Source organism: Cupriavidus sp., assembly GCF_057315035.1.
This window is the reverse complement of the sequence record NZ_DBHKYV010000004.1, coordinates 225019-242121: the sequence shown is the minus strand read 5'-3', so window position 1 is coordinate 242121 and position 17103 is coordinate 225019. Positions and strand designations below refer to the sequence as shown.

Annotated in this window: 14 protein-coding genes; 5 read left to right on the top strand and 9 right to left on the bottom strand. The window is 60.2% G+C overall.

Annotation, left to right across the window (positions count from 1 at the left end):
* The first annotated feature begins 49 nt into the window (after positions 1-49).
* Complete coding sequence (locus tag ACO550_RS09605) at positions 50-1285, top strand: oxidoreductase (RefSeq protein ID WP_315595200.1); 1236 nt, start codon at positions 50-52, stop codon at positions 1283-1285.
* 488 nt (positions 1286-1773) lie between these two features.
* Here the strand turns inward: ACO550_RS09605 and ACO550_RS09600 are convergent, their stop codons facing one another.
* The 3 genes from ACO550_RS09600 to ACO550_RS09590 form a co-directional block, all read right to left on the bottom strand.
* Complete coding sequence (locus ACO550_RS09600) at positions 1774-2217, bottom strand: PaaI family thioesterase (RefSeq protein ID WP_315595199.1); 444 nt, start codon at positions 2215-2217, stop codon at positions 1774-1776.
* Positions 2218-2703: 486 nt separating this feature from the next.
* Positions 2704-3897 carry an aminotransferase class I/II-fold pyridoxal phosphate-dependent enzyme gene (locus ACO550_RS09595; RefSeq protein WP_315595236.1) on the bottom strand — a complete coding sequence of 398 codons (1194 nt, stop codon included), beginning with the start codon at positions 3895-3897 and terminating at the stop codon, positions 2704-2706.
* Between the two features lie 28 nt (positions 3898-3925).
* A complete protein-coding gene (locus ACO550_RS09590) occupies positions 3926-7414 on the bottom strand; it encodes an indolepyruvate ferredoxin oxidoreductase family protein (RefSeq protein ID WP_315595198.1) in 3489 nt (1162 codons plus the stop codon).
* 133 nt (positions 7415-7547) lie between these two features.
* On the opposite strand from ACO550_RS09590, the gene ACO550_RS09585 reads away from it, so the two are divergent.
* A complete protein-coding gene (locus ACO550_RS09585; protein WP_315595197.1) occupies positions 7548-8018 on the top strand; it encodes an Lrp/AsnC ligand binding domain-containing protein in 471 nt (156 codons plus the stop codon).
* 54 nt (positions 8019-8072) lie between these two features.
* Here the strand turns inward: ACO550_RS09585 and ACO550_RS09580 are convergent, their stop codons facing one another.
* Positions 8073-8369: a hypothetical protein gene (locus tag ACO550_RS09580; protein ID WP_315595196.1), complete on the bottom strand. Its 297-nt coding sequence runs from the start codon at positions 8367-8369 to the stop codon at positions 8073-8075.
* Between the two features lie 222 nt (positions 8370-8591).
* On the bottom strand, positions 8592-9956 hold the full coding sequence (locus ACO550_RS09575; protein WP_315595195.1) for an MFS transporter: 1365 nt from the start codon (positions 9954-9956) through the stop codon (positions 8592-8594).
* 273 nt (positions 9957-10229) lie between these two features.
* On the opposite strand from ACO550_RS09575, the gene ACO550_RS09570 reads away from it, so the two are divergent.
* The 3 genes from ACO550_RS09570 to ACO550_RS09560 are packed head-to-tail and all read left to right on the top strand — an operon-like array spanning position 10230 to position 13168.
* Complete coding sequence (locus ACO550_RS09570) at positions 10230-11024, top strand: enoyl-CoA hydratase-related protein (RefSeq protein WP_315595194.1); 795 nt, start codon at positions 10230-10232, stop codon at positions 11022-11024.
* Between the two features lie 26 nt (positions 11025-11050).
* Positions 11051-12199, top strand: coding sequence for an acyl-CoA dehydrogenase family protein (locus ACO550_RS09565; RefSeq protein WP_315595193.1), 1149 nt, complete (start codon positions 11051-11053; stop codon positions 12197-12199).
* Positions 12200-12256: 57 nt separating this feature from the next.
* Positions 12257-13168, top strand: coding sequence for a DMT family transporter (locus ACO550_RS09560; protein WP_315595192.1), 912 nt, complete (start codon positions 12257-12259; stop codon positions 13166-13168).
* Positions 13169-13236: 68 nt separating this feature from the next.
* On the opposite strand, the gene ACO550_RS09555 is transcribed toward ACO550_RS09560, so the two are convergent.
* The 4 genes from ACO550_RS09555 to ACO550_RS09540 all read right to left on the bottom strand — a co-directional run bounded on the left by ACO550_RS09555 (position 13237) and on the right by ACO550_RS09540 (position 17072).
* Entirely contained in the window at positions 13237-14529 is a 1293-nt protein-coding gene (locus tag ACO550_RS09555) for an acetyl-CoA hydrolase/transferase family protein (RefSeq protein WP_315595191.1), read from the bottom strand.
* Between the two features lie 175 nt (positions 14530-14704).
* Complete coding sequence (locus ACO550_RS09550; protein WP_315595190.1) at positions 14705-15475, bottom strand: enoyl-CoA hydratase/isomerase family protein; 771 nt, start codon at positions 15473-15475, stop codon at positions 14705-14707.
* Entirely contained in the window at positions 15472-16290 is an 819-nt protein-coding gene (gene badI / locus ACO550_RS09545; protein ID WP_315595189.1) for a 2-ketocyclohexanecarboxyl-CoA hydrolase, read from the bottom strand. Before badI ends, ACO550_RS09550 begins: the two co-directional genes overlap by 4 nt.
* 14 nt (positions 16291-16304) lie before the next feature.
* A complete protein-coding gene (locus ACO550_RS09540) occupies positions 16305-17072 on the bottom strand; it encodes a glucose 1-dehydrogenase (protein ID WP_315595188.1) in 768 nt (255 codons plus the stop codon).
* Between the last annotated feature and the right edge of the window lie 31 nt (positions 17073-17103).

The following is a 17103-nucleotide window of genomic DNA, read 5'->3' as shown; positions in this document are numbered from 1 at the left end:
CAAGCTGACTTTAATCTTAGAGTCGAAACACGATCAATGAGGTGACCCCATGAACGTGTTCGACAAGCTCGCACTCCCCAATGGTTCGACGATTCCGAACCGCATCGCCAAAGCCGCCATGGAAGAGAACATGGCAGACAAGGACCACGCGCCCTCCGAGGAACTGATACGCCTGTACAGGGCCTGGGCAGAGGGGGGCGCCGGTCTTCTGATCACTGGCAACGTGATGGTGGACAGCCGCGCCATGACAGGGCCCGGCGGCGTTGTACTGGAAGACGCCGCGCATCTGGACCGGTTCAAGCGCTGGGCGCAGGCCGGTCGGGCCAACAGGGCGCAGCTATGGCTGCAGATCAACCATCCCGGCCGCCAGATGCCCGCCAACCTGGGGCAGCCCACTTGGGCTCCATCTGCGGTGCCATTGAACCTGGGCAACATGTCCAGGCACTTCAATGCGCCAAAGGCGATGACGCACGAAGTCATCGAGGACGTGATCCGTCGCTTTTCCCGCACAGCTCAACTGGGCGAACAGGCCGGCTTCACTGGCGTCGAAATTCACGCGGCACACGGCTATCTGCTGAGCCAATTCCTCTCGCCGTTGAGCAACCAGAGGACGGATGAGTGGGGTGGCTCGCTGGAGAACCGCGCTCGCCTGCTCATTGAGATCGTCAAGGCCGTACGCGCTGTGGTTTCGCCTGGATTCGCGGTTGCCGTCAAGCTGAACTCGGCGGACTTCCAGCGGGGCGGATTCAGCGCGGACGACGCTCACAGGGTTGTGACGCTGCTCAACGAGTTGGCAGTTGATCTGGTAGAGCTGTCAGGAGGTAGCTATGAAGCCCCGGCCATGCAGGGCGACGCACGCGACGGCAGCACGCTCGCCCGAGAGGCCTACTTTATCGAGTTCGCCCGCCACATCCGCGTGGTGGCGAAGATGCCAGTGATGGTCACGGGCGGCATCCGCCGGTGGCCAGTGGCCGAGGACGTGGTCAAGAGCGGCGTGGACATGGTTGGCATCGGCACCGCCCTGGCGATCGATCCCAATCTGCCACGCGATTGGCGCGCCGGTAAAGACAGCGCTCCCGCGCTACTGCCGATCAACTGGAAGAACAAGCCGCTGGCCTCGCTGGCCAACATGGCGGCAGTCAAGTTTCAACTACGCAAGCTCAGTTGCGGCAAGGCAACCAATCCGAAGGTGTCAGCGCTGCGCGCGCTGATCCTGCAGCAGGTATCCGACGCACGCCGCGTCCGCCAGTATCGGCGCTGGATGGCCCAGCGCGGGTACGACTGACAGGCTGACCAGACATCTGGCGCAAGCCGACGTCGACACACCGTACTTCCCGCATCCATGAACGCAAGCTCAAGTACTCAAGTTCATCAACATGAAAATCAGCAAACTAGCGGCCGCAATCGGAGCAGCGCTTCTGGGCACCCATTTGATTCCTGTTTGGGCCGATGGGACATCAGGTATCCAGCAAGCCGAAAGTACAACCATCAACATGGGTGACCAATAGCTTTACCAACGTAGATCAGCGGGGGAAGTTGACCACGTGCATTGCAACTTCCCGCCAGCTCAGTCATGCCTCCAGCACAAGTGCAGACACGGTGAACCTCGGCCTGACTGACGGAGGTCTATCGACGTTCATCAAGTCCCTGAAGCTTGGCAAGATGCTCAAGTACGAGTACGTGCCCGAATTCCAAAGCGCGCTGTATTCCCCCAAATCGCTTTGATCGTTTGCAGTCGTTGAGTCGATGCCGTTGGCACCTCACGGAAGAGGCCTAGCGGCACGTCGCGCCGTAAACGACCATCATCGTCTGCTGCATCACCGCGCAAAGCGACTCCCCACCTTCACGCACCGCGAAGACCTCCGCCGAAGTCACAATCAACGTTTTGCCCGCCTTCACCACTTTGCCCCTGGCAATGATTTTCTCCCCACGGGCAGGGGCCATGAAGTTGATCTTGTATTCCGCAGTCAGCACCGATGCCTCGGTTGAGACCATGGTCATCGCGGCATAACCCGCAGCCGCGTCGGCGATCATTCCGACCACACCGCCATGAACGAACCCATGCTGCTGCTCGACACCATCCCAGTGCGGCACATGGATCTCCGTGCGGCCGATCTCGATGACAGGCATCGTCGCACGGATCAGCCCCATGGCGGGCTGGCTGCGAAAACTGGTTGCGATGGATTCCAGATTGCCTTCGTGGTTGACGTGTTCCATGTTTTCGACGCTCCTCAGTGAATTGGGCTACTACTTGGGAAATTAAGCGCGACCGTTCCGTCAATGCTAAACGCCAAACGACACCTCGCGGTAGTCGATTGCACCATCGTTGAGCCAATGCGTAGCGCATTTCGACCTTGACGTCTCGCATCCAGTCGCAGCTATAGCGCAACTACCCGGGGATCGTTAGGTAAACTGTTCTCATGAACTCATGCAGCAGTTGCGGCAGTTGCTGCAGTTCATACTCGGCACGATCCGACCCGGGGAGTGCCATCAGGAAAATGGCTAGCGTCGGCACAACCTGCATTGGCCAGTCAAAACCGAATCGAGGGAGGTAAGGCCTCCCTCGATTTCCATCGCTACTTCCATCCCCCTATCTCCATCCCGTCTCCATGCGAGGCGTCACCCCGCAAAAAAAAACCATCCCGAGCATGCAGCCATGCCCAGGATGGAGAATGACGCCACTCGCGTGGTTCCGTTCGTCAATTACGAGTTCAGGCGGCTTGTGATGATTTGACCGAGCCGGGCTATGCCAACCTCGATCTGTTCGGGTGGCACGGTGACAAAAGCTAGTCTCAGTGTGTTTGCCTTCGGGGATCTGGCGTAGAAAGGTGATCCCGGGACAAATGCCACGTCCCTGGCCACGGCCTCCTGCAGCAGTTCCATCGCATCGATGCCTTGCGGCATCTCGACCCAGATGAACATGCCGCCTTCGGGACGACTCCAGCGCACCCCATCCGGCATATGACGAGCCAGCGAATCGAGCATCGCGGCACAGTGCATGCCGTAGCGGTCGCACACCGCCCCGACATGCGCGTCCAGCATGCCGGTGCTAAGCACTTCCCATGCAAGCCGTTGCGTGAACGTTGGCGTATGCAGGTCCGACGCCTGCTTCGCCTGAACCAGCTTGGCATGGATAGCCGGGGGTGCCAGCACATATCCGAGCCTGAGACCCGGCGCAAGGATCTTGGAAAAGGAGCCCAGATAGACAACGCCGTCGGCATTCATAGAGTGGAGCGTCGGAATGGCCTGCCCGGAATAGCGCAGTTCCCCGTAAGGGTTGTCTTCGACGATCAGCAGACCCAAACGTCTGGCACGCGCCACCAGAGCTTCCCGTCGCTCGAAAGACAATTGCCTGCCCGTGGGATTCTGGAAATTTGGAATCAGGTACAGGAAGCGCGCATCCTCGGCCAGGGTCGTGGAAAGCTGCTCCACGTCCAGACCATCCTCATCCATCGGTAACTCGAGATAGTTCGGCTCGAACATCGAGAAGGCCTGGAGCGCCCCGAGATATGTCGGCGCTTCCACCAGGACCTTGCTAGCCGGGTCAATCAAGACCTTCCCAATCAGATCCAGCGCCTGCTGTGATCCCGTTGTAATCAGCACTGTCGCCGGGTCGACACCATGCTTGTCAGCGATCCACTGGCGTAGCGGCTGAAAGCCTTCCGTCGGGCCGTATTGCAACGCGCTCTCCGGCAATGTGGCGAACACTCGCTCGCAGGCCTGGCGCATTGCCTCCACGGGAAAAGTCTGCGCCGCCGGCAGGCCGCCGGCAAAGGAAATGACCTCGGGCTTCTCCGTCAGTTTCAGGATTTCTCGAATCACCGAGCTCGTCATGCGTTGCGCACGCAGCGAGAGTCGATAGGCACTGTGCAGACCCGTTGCAGTTTCGATTGTCATGGCTATGCTTTCCAGGTTCCTAGATTGATCAGGCGGCATCGACTCGGATGTCCGCGCCCGAATTCAACGTTTCAAGTGCTTCACTACGCCGTTTTGCGTGGCGAACCATGGCTTGCTCCTTTACCGGGCCGAAGCCGCGGATATCGGATGGCAGTGATGCGATGGCTACCACTTGGTCGAAGTTACTCCGAGCCAAACCGGAGCAGAGTTTGCGAACATCGTCGAAGTACTCATCACGCAGGCGGCGTTCGGATTTGCGCTCCGCGGTGTATCCAAATGGGTCGAACGCCGTACCCCGTAGCCCGCGCATGCGCGCGATCACCTTGAGAACCGGAAACACCCACGGTCCGAATTTCCGTTTGGCCGGTCGACCCGTGCGAGCGTCTACTTTCGACAGCAGCGGCGGTGCAAGCCAGAGGGAAACTTTTTCGGCGCTTGAGAACTGCCGTGCGAGCGCATCGCGGAACGACTGTGAGGAATACAGGCGTGCGACTTCATACTCGTCCTTGTACGCCATCAGCTTGAACGCGCCGTTTGCCACCGCCTGTGCAAATGCTTCGCTGTTCGGCCTTGCCGCCTTCTCGGAACGTCGAGCGAGATTGACCAGATCAAGGTACTGTTTTGCGTAGGCGTCACCCTGGTACTCGACAAGCTTGCGTTGATGGAGCGCCATGGCCGCATCCAGTGTCGTCGGTGCAGCCTGTGGCTCCAGTGGCGAATCGGCAATCGCAGACAGCGCGTTGGGATCATCAGCAATGATTCGCCCCCAGTTGAAGGCGGACTTGTTCATCTCCACCGCCGCACCGTTGCGCTCAATCGCGTGCATGATCGCGGCATGGCTAAGCGGCACCAGCCCTTGTTGCCAGACATAGCCAAGCATCACGGTATGCGTCGGCAGCGTATCTCCGAAGATACGCATGGCCAGTGCACCGACGTCCATTGCATGGAAGGCCACCGGGTTGCAGCGGCTCCGGATCCGGTCGTGCATCAACTGGGTCGGCAGCACCGCATCGCGGTTCCTGATCACTTCCGGGGTCGGTGTTTCGGCCAGGTTCAATACCGCAGCAGTCCGATCGGAAGCCAGGCGACTGACGGAATCCGCTGCAGCCGAGACGACCAGATCCGCACCCAGCAACAGATCGGCCTTGCCTTCTCCGATTCTGGACGCGGGAATCTCGGATTCTGCCAATGCAATCCTCACCTGGCTGACCACGGCGCCATTCTTCTGTGCCATACCCGTGAAGTCGAGCACAGTCGCTGCCAGATCGTCAGCACTCGCCGCGACACCGAGCAGTGCTCCCATCGTCAGAACGCCGGAGCCTCCGATACCGGTGATGTAGATATTGAACGGCTCGTCGAGTGAACGCTGTGCAGGGGATTGCAGCCCGGCAACCTTCGCTTTCTCGATGGTCGCCAGACGCTTGGCGTCCGGCTTGCGCAACTTGACACCTTCCACTTCGACAAAGCTCGGGCAGAACCCCTTCACGCAGGACAGGTCCTTGTTGCATGCACTCTGGTTAATCGTTCGCTTGCGGCCCAGCGGCGTATCTACCGGCTCGATGGAGATGCAGTTCGACTGGATGGAGCAATCTCCACAGCCTTCACAGACGTCCTGGTTGATGAACATCCGGCGATCCGGATCCACGATCTCCTTACGCTTCCTGCGGCGTCGCTTCTCCGCGGCGCAGGTCTGCTCGTACACGATGGCCGTCACGCCCTGAACTTCGCGGAAGGTACGCTGAACCTCATCCAGTGCGTCGCGGTGATGCACCTCAACCGCTGGCGCAAGCGCCTTGTCATTCCGCCAACGCTCGGGATTGTCCGAGACGATGGCGATGCGCCCCACGCCTTCGGCATGAAGTTGGCGGGTGATGCGCGCTGGGTCGTTGACACCTTCGGCCGGTTGGCCTCCAGTCATGGCGACGGCGTCGTTGTACAGGATCTTGTAGGTGATGTTGGTCTTGGCGGCCACTGCGGCCCGGATTGCCAGAAGACCCGAGTGCTGATACGTGCCATCGCCAAGGTTCTGGAAGATGTGAGCACGCTTTGAGAAGGGTGCCGCACCCACCCACTGCGCACCCTCGCCGCCCATATGGCTCATGACGCTGGTCTTCAGTTCTGGCTGCGAGAGCGCCATGACATGGCAACCGATACCGCCACCACTGATCGAGCCATCAGGCGTGCGGGTCGATGTATTGTGCGGGCATCCGGAGCAGAAGTACGGGCCCCGAATCGGGATGACTGCCGCGCTGGGCTTCTTCGCGGCGGATTCAAGCGCCTTGAGTCGGTCATCGAGCCAAGGCGCGTCGATGTCGTTCGCCCGGAACCTGCGCACGATCACGCCGGCTACAAGCCGGGCGCCGAACTCGGAGACTTCCGGCAGTAACGCCGATCCGGAGTTGTCGGTCTTTCCCGTCACCACCGGCCGTCGCTCAGCAGGTTGGTGGAAGAGCGCCTCCTTCAACTGAGCCTCTACGTTGCTGCGCTTTTCCTCGACCACAAGGATTTCCCGGTGGTCTGCGGCGAAGGCGCATGCACCTTCCGTTTCCAGCGGCCAGCTCATTGCCACCTTGTAGATGGAGATGCCCAACGCCCGGAGATCATCCTCTTGCAAACCGAGATCGCGCAACGCCTGCATGACGTCCTGGTGCGCCTTGCCCACCGTCACGATCCCCAGCTTGCGCGAGCGGGCTTCCACAATGACCTTGTCAATGCCGTTCTCACGCGCCCATGCACGGGCGGCCGGTAGACGCTCTTCAATCAGGCGACGCTCCAGTTCTCCACGCTGTGCAGGCCACTTGATCGACGCGTCCCAATTGAGTCCATGCGCCGGGACGATAAACCCCTTCGGATTCCGAAAGGCTGGCCAATTGCCAAGCTCAATAGTCGCGGCGGTCTCGACCACTTCCGCAATGGTCTTGAGCGAAACCCACAAACCGGAGAAGCGCGACATCGCAAAGCCGGCCACGCCAAGTTCGATCACTTCCCGCACGCTGGATGGCTGCAGGACCGGGATCGATGCAGAGTGAAAGATGCCATCCGTCTGATGAGGAAACGGCGATGATTGTGCCGCGTGGTCATCCCCGGAAACGGCAAGCACGCCACCAAGCGCCGATGTACCGAACATGTTGGCGCTCCGGAACGCATCACCGGTACGGTCCACGCCGGGCCCCTTGCCATACCAGATGCCAAACACACCATCGACTCGGGTTTCGCCAAATGCGCGTTGTACTTGCGTACCCCAAAGTGCGGTGGCCGCGAGGTCCTCATTCAGGCCCGGCTGAAACACGATGTCGTGCGCAGCCAGGTCCTTCGATGCACGCCACAGTTGCTGGTCGTAGACCCCCAACGGTGAACCGCGGTAGCCCGAAATCAGACCCGCTGTGTTGAGACCCTGAGCCCGGTCGAGTTCGCGCTGGATCATCGGCAGACGTACCAGCGCCTGGATGCCGGTCAAGTACGTTCTTCGCTCGAAGGTACCCGAATGCGAAGTTGAGGTAGCGGAAGTGGGGCTCACGGGGACTCCAGGACGTTGTCATTTATGACTAGAAAGTTTAGATTTCTCACATCAAGGTTTCGCGCCAAAGTGAATTACGGAATGTTCATTTTTTGGCGCATTCCTACTATCGAAATCAACACGACTAGCATGTATGACCTACACGCACGATCTCGACAAAACGGACCTCCGGATCCTTCGCGAACTTTCGGTCGACGGCCGTCTTAGCTGGAGAGAACTCTCGGAACGGATTGATCTTTCGCTCACGCCGACCTTGCGCCGCGTACAGAAGCTTGAGAAGGAGGGCTACATTCGCGGCTATACGGCACAGCTCAACGAAAGCAAGTTGATGGGGGACCTGAACGTCTTCGTGTCCGTCACGCTGGTGAACCAGTCCGAAGCCGTCATCAACCGCTTCGAGAAGGAGATCGTCGTGGCACCCGAGGTCATGAGTTGCTTCACCATGACCGGTGATGCGGACTTCATCCTGCGCGTGGTCGTGCCAGACATGGGTTCGTACCAGCACTTCCTGACCCGTACGCTTACGCGCATTCCAGGCGTCGAACACATTCGCTCGAGTTTCGCGCTGAAGACGGTGCTGATCCGCACGTCGCCAATGCTGTGACTTCCCACGTACGAGGCGCGGCTGCGCGCGAACCGTGCCGCGCCAGTATTGAACCTACCTTACGTCTGGTACAACAAAGCGCCTGGCATGCGGCGTGCCTTGTTCCCGCCGATGCCGTACCGTCCAGACCACTGCGCGGAACGCGGCATTTCCAGCGCCCTCGACAGCTTTCGTGCATAGATCGAGCGCACGGTCATCTGGATACCATTGCAGTTCGGCCGCGCTACCAAGCACTACGGCGATGTCGAAGGCCGATGCCTGCCGGATTGCCATCGATAGCAGGCGACTGAAGTGCAGCATCTCGGTGACGCGCGGATCGGCCGCCCCCTCCCTTGCCTGTTGTCGAACCATGCGAGATGCCGCACGTATGTGCTGCAGCATTTCCCCAACGCCAACTTTCCGGCGTTCCTTGCAATTTCGAAACTTCGCAAGCTCTCCCGAACTCGAGGCACCCTCGGAACTCATCGGCATCCATGTTTCGCGGCTTCCGCGACGTTGTCATTCCCTGCGAAAGCCAAGGTCGAATGGAGCGCCTCCTCCGCGTTGGAGGTGAGCGCCCCTGATATCACCGTATCAAGTGTTTGCCTGAGCGGAAGGCGCCGCTGAAGCCTGCCCGGTTGCTTGTGTGCTGTTCGATGCGGAGCGACTGTGGTTGATACAGGCCAGCGCCAGCGCGCCAACCAGTCCTGCCGCACCAATCACCAGGAAATTCTGCTGCAGCGGCAGCTTGAGCGAGACAATCAGGCCGATCAGCATCGGCGCCGCGATTGCGCCAAGCCTGCCAATTCCCGAAGCCATCCCCACGCCCGTGGATCGCACTGGGCCCGGATAGAACTGTCCGCTGTACGCGTAGGCCACGATCTGCGCCCCTGTTGTGCAAGCCCCGACCGCGCCGATGATCAGGTACAGCACTTCAGTGGAGGTCTTGAACGTCATGAGGTAAAGAAAGACCGCCCCCAAGCCGTACATCAGGACCAATACCCACTTGATATGGAAACGGTCCGCCAGCCAGCCACCGCCAATCGCGCCGACCACCGCGCCCAGGTTCAGGGCAATCACGAAGCTGAGCGCCGATCCGAGGCTATATCCGGACATCGCCATCAGTTTCGTCAGCCACGTGCTGAGGGCATAGATCATGAACAGCCCGGTAAAGAAGGCGATCCAGAACATCACGGTGCTAAAGCCTCGGCCATCCTGGAACAGTTTCGCAACCGGAACGCTGGTACCTGTCGCCTGATGCGCCGTGGCGAAGGTATCGTTCGCTGAATACGCGGCCGACGGGTCAAGCCGGGTGACAACCTGACGCAACTTCGCCTGATCAGCCTGAGCTGCCAGAAAGGACAGGGACTCCGGCATCGACTTCAGGATGAACGGAATCAGCAGCACTGGCACGCCGGCGGCGAAGAATACGATCTGCCAGCCAAACTCCGCAATGAACTGCTTGCCGATGACCGCCGCCAGGATGCCCCCGATCGCATAGCCAGAGAACATCACGGTCGTCATGAAACTACGGATCCGCCGTGGCGAATACTCGGTCATTTGCGCAACGATGTTCGGCATGACACCGCCAATCCCGAGGCCAGCGACGAAGCGCGTCACGCTGAAGGTCACGGGATCACTGGTCAGGCCAGCCGCTGCGGTGAACACGCTGAACAGGAAGACGCACAGCGAGATCGTGGCCTTGCGTCCGATTCGATCGGACAGGGCGCCGAGAAAGATCGCCCCAAACATCATCCCGAAAAGCGCTGAACTCGCCATGAAGCCAGCCGTCGTTGGCGTCACGCCCATGTCTTTCATGATCGACGGCAGCGCTGCGCCGGCTACCGCGATATCGTAGCCGTCAATGATGATGACCAATAGACACCATGCGAGAACCTTGGCATGGAACGGGTTGAAGGTCGCGTTATCCGCCACCTCATGTACATCGACACGCCTCATTGTGAGTCTCCTCCGTGTGGTTCGGCACGCTGCGGATGCCGCGGCCAAATTTGTGAATTTATGACTAGATGATGTCATTATTCATCTTGAATACGGCTTATTTAAGGCCGTAAACCCTGATCGCACAGCGACTTTATGTCATGTTCTTGACGTTTTCAAGAGCGACTCATATAGTCCGGGCAAGACGGGAGGGAATCGATGGCAGGCGTGTCCGCCAGAGCGGATCAGGCGCCGCACTACTCGTCGCACCAATCCATGCGTGAGGGACAACCCATGAAGTTTGAAAACATCAAGGTCACGACGGATGGCGCCCAGGCGCGCATCGCGCTGGCCCGGCCGGACAAGCTGAACAGCCTCGACGAAGCCACGATGATCGAGCTCCACAGCGCCGTCGATCAGATCGCCAACGATCCGACGATTCGCGTGCTGGTGCTGACTGGCGAGGGACGCGCGTTCTGCGCAGGCCAGGATCTGGCTGATCCGGCCATGCAGATTGTTGACGGGAAGCTGCCCGATATCGGCAATCTCGTGGAGCGCCATTTCAAGCCACTGGTAATGAAGCTACAGAACCTGCCCATCCCGACAGTTGCCGCTGTGAACGGTCTGGCTGCCGGTGGTGGGGCATCGCTGGCGCTGGCATGCGATGTCGTCGTGGCAGCGCGGTCCGCGTACTTCCTGCAGGCGTTCTCCAGAATTGGTTTGTCCCCGGACACCGGGAGCACGTGGTTCCTGACGCATCGTGTCGGCATTGCCCGCGCGATGGGGCTGGCGCTCTTCGCAGACAAGCTGCCCGCCGAGAAGGCGGCGGAATGGGGACTGATCTGGGATGTGATCGACGACACGGAGTTCGGCGTTCGCATTGACGCGCTCGTTCAGCGAATTGCGCAGATGCCGACCAAGGCAATGGTCCGCACCCGCCAACTGATGCTCGCTGCAGCCGTGCACACCCTCGAGCAACAGCTATCGATGGAAGCCACCTCAATCCGCGAACTTGGCTGGAGTCAGGACTACCAGGAAGGTGTCAACGCCTTTACCGAAAAACGTCAGCCGAACTTCACCGGCAACTGAAAACTGAACCGATCACCGAGAGAGACATGAAACGCACCGTTTACAACGCAGAACACGAAGCATTCCGTCAGACCGTTCGTACCTTTATTGCCGAGCATGTGGCGCCGCACAACGACGAATGGACGGCAGCCGGCATTGTGCCGCGCGAGCTCTTCGCACGCGCCGGCGCGGCTGGCCTGTTCGATACCAGTATTCCGAAGCAGTACGGCGGACGCGGAACACGCGACTTCCGATACAACCTCGTACTGGGCGAGGAGCTTGCCACGGCAGGCTTCGCGGCGGTTGGACTTGGTCTGACGCTTCACACCGACATCTGCACACCGTACCTGCTCAATCTTGCAACGGACGAGCAGAAATCCCGCTGGCTTCCCGGCGTAGCCAGCGGTGAGGTGATTACTGCCATCGGCATGACCGAACCGGCACTAGGCTCCGATCTGGCTTCGATGACAACCACGGCGATTCGCGATGGCGACTATTACGTGGTCAATGGCACGAAAACCCTGATCAGCAACGGCATCAACGGCGACCTGCTGATCGTCGCGGCCAAGACCGATCCGTCAGAGCGCCACAAGGGCATCAGCCTGCTGGTGCTTGAGCGAGGCATGGAAGGTCTCGAGTACGGGCGCAATCTCAAGAAGATCGGCCTGAACGCCCAGGATACCGCTGAGTGGCACTTCAAGGACGTACGCGTTCCCGTAGCCAACCTGCTTGGTGAGGAAGGCAAGGGCTTCGTACACCTGATGCAGAACCTCCCTGCCGAACGGCTCTCGATGGCTTCCTATGGGGTCGCTGCCGCGCGTGCCGCGCTGGAATGGACCTTGTCGTGGGTGAAGCAACGCCAGGCGTTTGGCAAACCGATCGGAGATTTTCAGAATACCAAGTTCCGCCTTGCCGAGATTGCGACCGAAGTTGACGTCGCGCAGGCATTCGTCGATGCTTGCGTTGTTGCCTTCAATACCGGCGAACTCGATGCCGCGGACGCAGCAAAGGCCAAATGGTGGTGCACCGAACTGCAGGGCCGCGCCCTGGATGCGTGCCTGCAATTCCACGGCGGCTGGGGCTACCTGACCGAGCAACCGATCTCGCGCGCGTGGGCGGATGCCCGCATCAGCCGCATTTATGGTGGCACGACCGAAATCATGAAGGAAGTGATCGGCCGCGGGCTCGGGCTCTAAAACGGCGGGCCGGCCGCCCTGCGGCCGGCTCACTCCCCACCTTCAGCAAATCGCGCCATGACAAGTCCCAAGAGCCGATCCCTGCAAGCTCCGTCTCTCTCCCTTGCGCTTGCTCCCGCCGCCTTCGTGTTTATCTGGAGTACCGGCTTCATCGTCGCCAGATATGGCATGCCCCATGCGCCGCCCATGAAGTTTCTTGCGCTGCGCTACGCGTTATCCGTTGGTTGCTTCCTGTTATGGGCGACTGTATCGCGAGCCCCGTGGCCGAAAACGCGCCGTCAATGGCTTCACCTGTTTGTAGTCGGCACGCTTATCAATGGCATCTATCTTGCTGGCGTGTGGTCTGCAGTCAAGGCTGGCATGGGTGCCGGCCTCACCGCGCTGATCGTGGGGCTTCAACCGGTTCTGACCGCATTGTGGGTGTCGACTCGTGGAGCCCGGCTCCGTGGCGCCCAATGGCTCGGACTGGCAATGGGGCTCGCAGGGCTGCTACTCGTGGTATGGCAGAAACTGCACGTGGGCGAAGTCAGCGCATTCACGCTGACTTGCACGGTCATTTCGCTATTCGCCATCACCAGCGGCACGCTCTATCAGAAAAGATTCGTCGAGGCCTGCGATGTGCGTACCGCGAACCTGCTGCAACTGATCGCCGCGTTCACGGTCACACTGCCCTTCGCGCTTCTGGAGCCCGGGTCATTCCACTGGACCTCTCAAGGCGGGGAGCTCAATATCGAGTTGATTGGCGCAATGGGCTGGTCGGTATTGGGCCTGACCATTGGCGGCAGTTCCCTGCTCTATGTGCTTATCCAGCGTGGGGCGGCGACCTCAGTGAGCAGTCTCTTCTATCTCGTCCCGCCAACCACCGCCATTCTCGCCTGGGTCATGTTCTCCGAACCCATCTCGATGCCTACGGTCATTGGCATGGCACTGACCGCAGCCGGTGTCTGCCTGACAGTCCGACGGGCGTAGAAGAAAAAAAGCACTGTGGTGCACGACTGCGGCCCACAGTGCTTAGAGTTTGTCAGGCGAGTATCTTCCTAACGCAACAGCCGTCCAACATGCGCTTCCAGTTCCTCACGGAACGCCGGGTGTGCAACAGCGATCAACTCCCGCGCACGCTCCCTCATGGATTTTCCACGCAATTGAGCGATGCCGTACTCCGTCACCACGTAATTCACATCGTTCTTGCTGGTTGTCACCAGGGCACCAGGATCAAGAACCGGCGCGATTCGGGATACCGTGTCATTCTTCGCCGTCGAAGGCAACACGATGATGGACTTGCCACCCTTCGAACGGTTTGCTGCGCGCACAAAATCTGCCTGCCCACCACTGCCCGAGTAGGGAACCACGCCAAGCGACTCGGAACCGCACTGCCCTGACAGGTCAATCTGCAACGTCGCATTGACCGCCACGAAGTTATCATTCTGCCCGGCCAACCACGGGTCATTGGTAAAGTCCGAGGGATGCATTTCGAACGCGGGATTTCGATCCATGAAGCGGTATAGGCGCGCCGAGCCTACCGCGATCGTCGCGATGGATTTTCCAGCCAGGAAGTTCTTTCTGGCATTCGTCACTGCGCCACACTCGACCAACGAAAGCAGCGCATCACCCATCAATTCAGTGTGAATGCCGAGATCACGCTTGTCGCGCAGTTGTAGCGCCACCGCATCGGGAATCCCCCCATAGCCGATCTGCAGCGTCGAACCATCCTCGATCAAACTGGCGACATGACGACCAATCGCTTCCTGGACGGGGCCGATTGCTGGCATGGCCGCCTCGATGATCGGCGTCTCGCTCTCCACCAGGGCAGCGACCTTCGACACGTGGATCTGGCATTGGCCATACGAGTACGGAACGTTCGGGTTGACTTCAAGCACAACCGCTCGCGCCTTTTCGATGGCGGCCATCGTATAGTCCGCACCCAGGCCGAGCGAGAAGTATCCATGCTCGTCCATGGGGGAGGCCAGGCAGAACACGACTTCGACCGGCGTCAGTCCGTCCCGGAAATACCTGGGTAGTTCCGAGAAGTTACAGGCCAACGTATCAATCCACCCCTGCTGGGCGCCCTGTCGCGATGCCGCCCCCAGGAACGGCCCGACATGCCGCACATGTGCCGAGGTCTGCGGATCGAAGTAGCCATACTTTCGCATCGGCAGCATTTGAGCCACGGTAACGCCATGGAGCTCTCGCCGTCGATCGGACAGAGCCCCCAGCAAAGCAGGCGGCTCTGCGGCGCCTGTCGACACGACGATGACATCGCCGTTCCGCACGAGATCGATCGCCTCGTGCGGGGAACGTAGTTTGGCGCGGTACTGGTCCGAAGCCGACATGAATGGTCTCCTGCCCCGCCACCATTTATTGACGGTCGGGATATGTTTCTGGTTTTCGGGAAGTAGAACGAGAATGCGTGCAGCGGACGGCGGCACGGAAGGCGTAACAGCAAAGAGACGAGAAGGAGCCCACTCCGTCGTGATGTCGGAGAGAAGCTCCTTCTCCCAGCCTGCTTTACTTGCCGGTGAACTCTGGCGCGCGCTTTGCCAGGAATGCCTGGATGCCTTCGCGTGCATCGGCAGTGCGCACGGCCCGCGAGAACAGTTCGGCCTCGGCACGCAATCCGGCGTCCAGATCCATCCTTGATGCCGCCAGAACCGCCTCTCTGGCAAGGTGTACCGCGGAAGGTCGCCCCTCGGCACGCTCAGCCAGGAATGCCTTGCCGATCGAGACCGGATCTCCTTCCTCGACGAGCCGGTCCACCAGTCCGGCCTGCAACGCATCGTAGGCACCCAGCGTACGCCCGCTGGTGATCATTTCGAGCGCGCGTTCAGTGCCGATCAAGCGGGGCAGCCGTTGCGTGCCGCCATACCCGGGAATCAATCCAAGCTTGATTTCGGGTAGACCAAGCTTGGCGCCGGCCAACGCAATACGGTAAGTACAGGACATTGCCAGCTCCAGCCCCCCTCCAAGTGCCGCACCGCGAATCACCGCAACACTTGGCATGCTCAACGCCGCCAGCTTCGAGAACGCCACCTGCCCAAACACCGCACTGTCAAAATGCTCACGCGGGGAACGGTCTTGCAGTTCGCTGATGTCAGCCCCCGCGCAGAACGCCCGCTCACCGGCACCGACCACCACCACGCCGCGAGCGTGATACTGCTCGATATCGTCGACGTGGCGCGTCAGCGCCTTGAGCATGTCGAAGTTCAGCGCATTGAGCGCCGCCGGCCGATCGATCGTCAGCACGGCAACTTCGCCATCGAAACGGAGGCTGATCGTCATGCCTGCTCTCCGCCGGGTTCGGCGCGCTTGCCTGCGTAGACATCACGGAATCGAGGCTTTCGCTTCTCCAGGAAGGCATGCACACCTTCCTGCGACTCTGCCGATTGGTAGTAGAGTGCAAGCGCCTGCATGCCCAGCCCGCCAATGCCCCGAATGGAATCGGTATCGGCATTGAAGGAACGTTTGGCAATTGCCAGTGCGGTGGGGCTCATGGCCAGGATCTCCTGGCACCATTTGTCCACTTCGGCGTCGAGTTGGTCGTGCGGTACGACGGCATTGACCAACCCCATGGCGAGGGCTTCGGATGCCGTGTATCGGCGGCAAAGGAACCAGATCTCGCGAGCTCGCTTCTCGCCCACCACCCGTGCCAGCAGCGCCGTTCCGAAGCCGGGATCAACCGAGCCGACCTTCGGGCCAACCTGGCCCAGTTGGGCGGACTCCGAAGCAATGGCCAGGTCGCAACACGTGACCAGCACATTGCCGCCACCAATGGCGAAGCCATTGACCCGGGCGATGACCGGCTTCGGGCACTCGCGGATCATGCCTTGCAGTTCTTCAACTGGCAGACCAATCACGCCACGGCCGTCGTAGCCACCGTCATGCGCCGATTGGTCGCCCCCGGTGCAGAATGCCTTGTCGCCTGCGCCGGTGAGGACCACTACGCCGACCGATTTGTCCCACGACGCGGCATTGAGCGCGTCAATCAGCTCGTCGCAAGTCTTGCCACGGAAGGCGTTGTATTTCTGCGGCCGATTGATGGTGATGCGGGCCACGCCTTCGCGTACTTCATACAGAATGTCGGTATATTCGCTCATGGTAAGTACCTGTCTTAGCCGTGCATGGTGAGACCGCCGGACACGCTGATAACCTGTCCGGTGATGAAGTTGGCGTCGTCGCTTGCGAGGAAGCCGACCATGCCCGGGATATCCGCGGGCTGGCCAAGTCGCTTCAGCGGAATGGCGCGCTTGAGGCCTTCGTAGATCTTCTGGCCAAACTCACCCTCCCCGAGGAACGACTGCAGCAGCGCCGTATCGGTGGGGCCGGGGCAGACGACGTTGACATTGATATTGTTGCGGGCGCATTCGCGAGCAATGGTCTTGCTGAAGGCGATAACGCCGCCTTTGCATGCGGAATAGACCGACTCACCCGACGACCCAACCCGGCCGGCATCGGAGGAGATGTTGATAATCTTGCCCTGCTTGGCCTTGACCATCCACGGCAGCACCGCGTGATGGAGATTGAGCGGGCCAATCAGGTTGATGGCAATCACCTTGTTCCAGAATTCGGGTGTCGTCTCCATGAACTGTGCAGCCACGTCCCAGCCGGCGTTGTTGACCAGCGCGTCGATCCCGCCGAGCTCTTCGGCGATCGTGTCGATGGCTTGTTTGACGGCACCGTGGTCGGTGATATCGAGCTTCACTGCGGTCACACGCGAGCCGCTGTCCTTGAGCGACGCACCGAGTTGCTCGAGTGCATCGGCGTTGACGTCCACTGCCACGACGCGAGCACCTTCTTCGCAAAAGCGCTGGCACAGTGCCTTGCCAATGCCGCCAGCGGCGCCGGTGATAACGACGACTTTGTCTTTCAGACCACGCATACTGCTTCCTCCTGGGTAGATCTTTATTGGG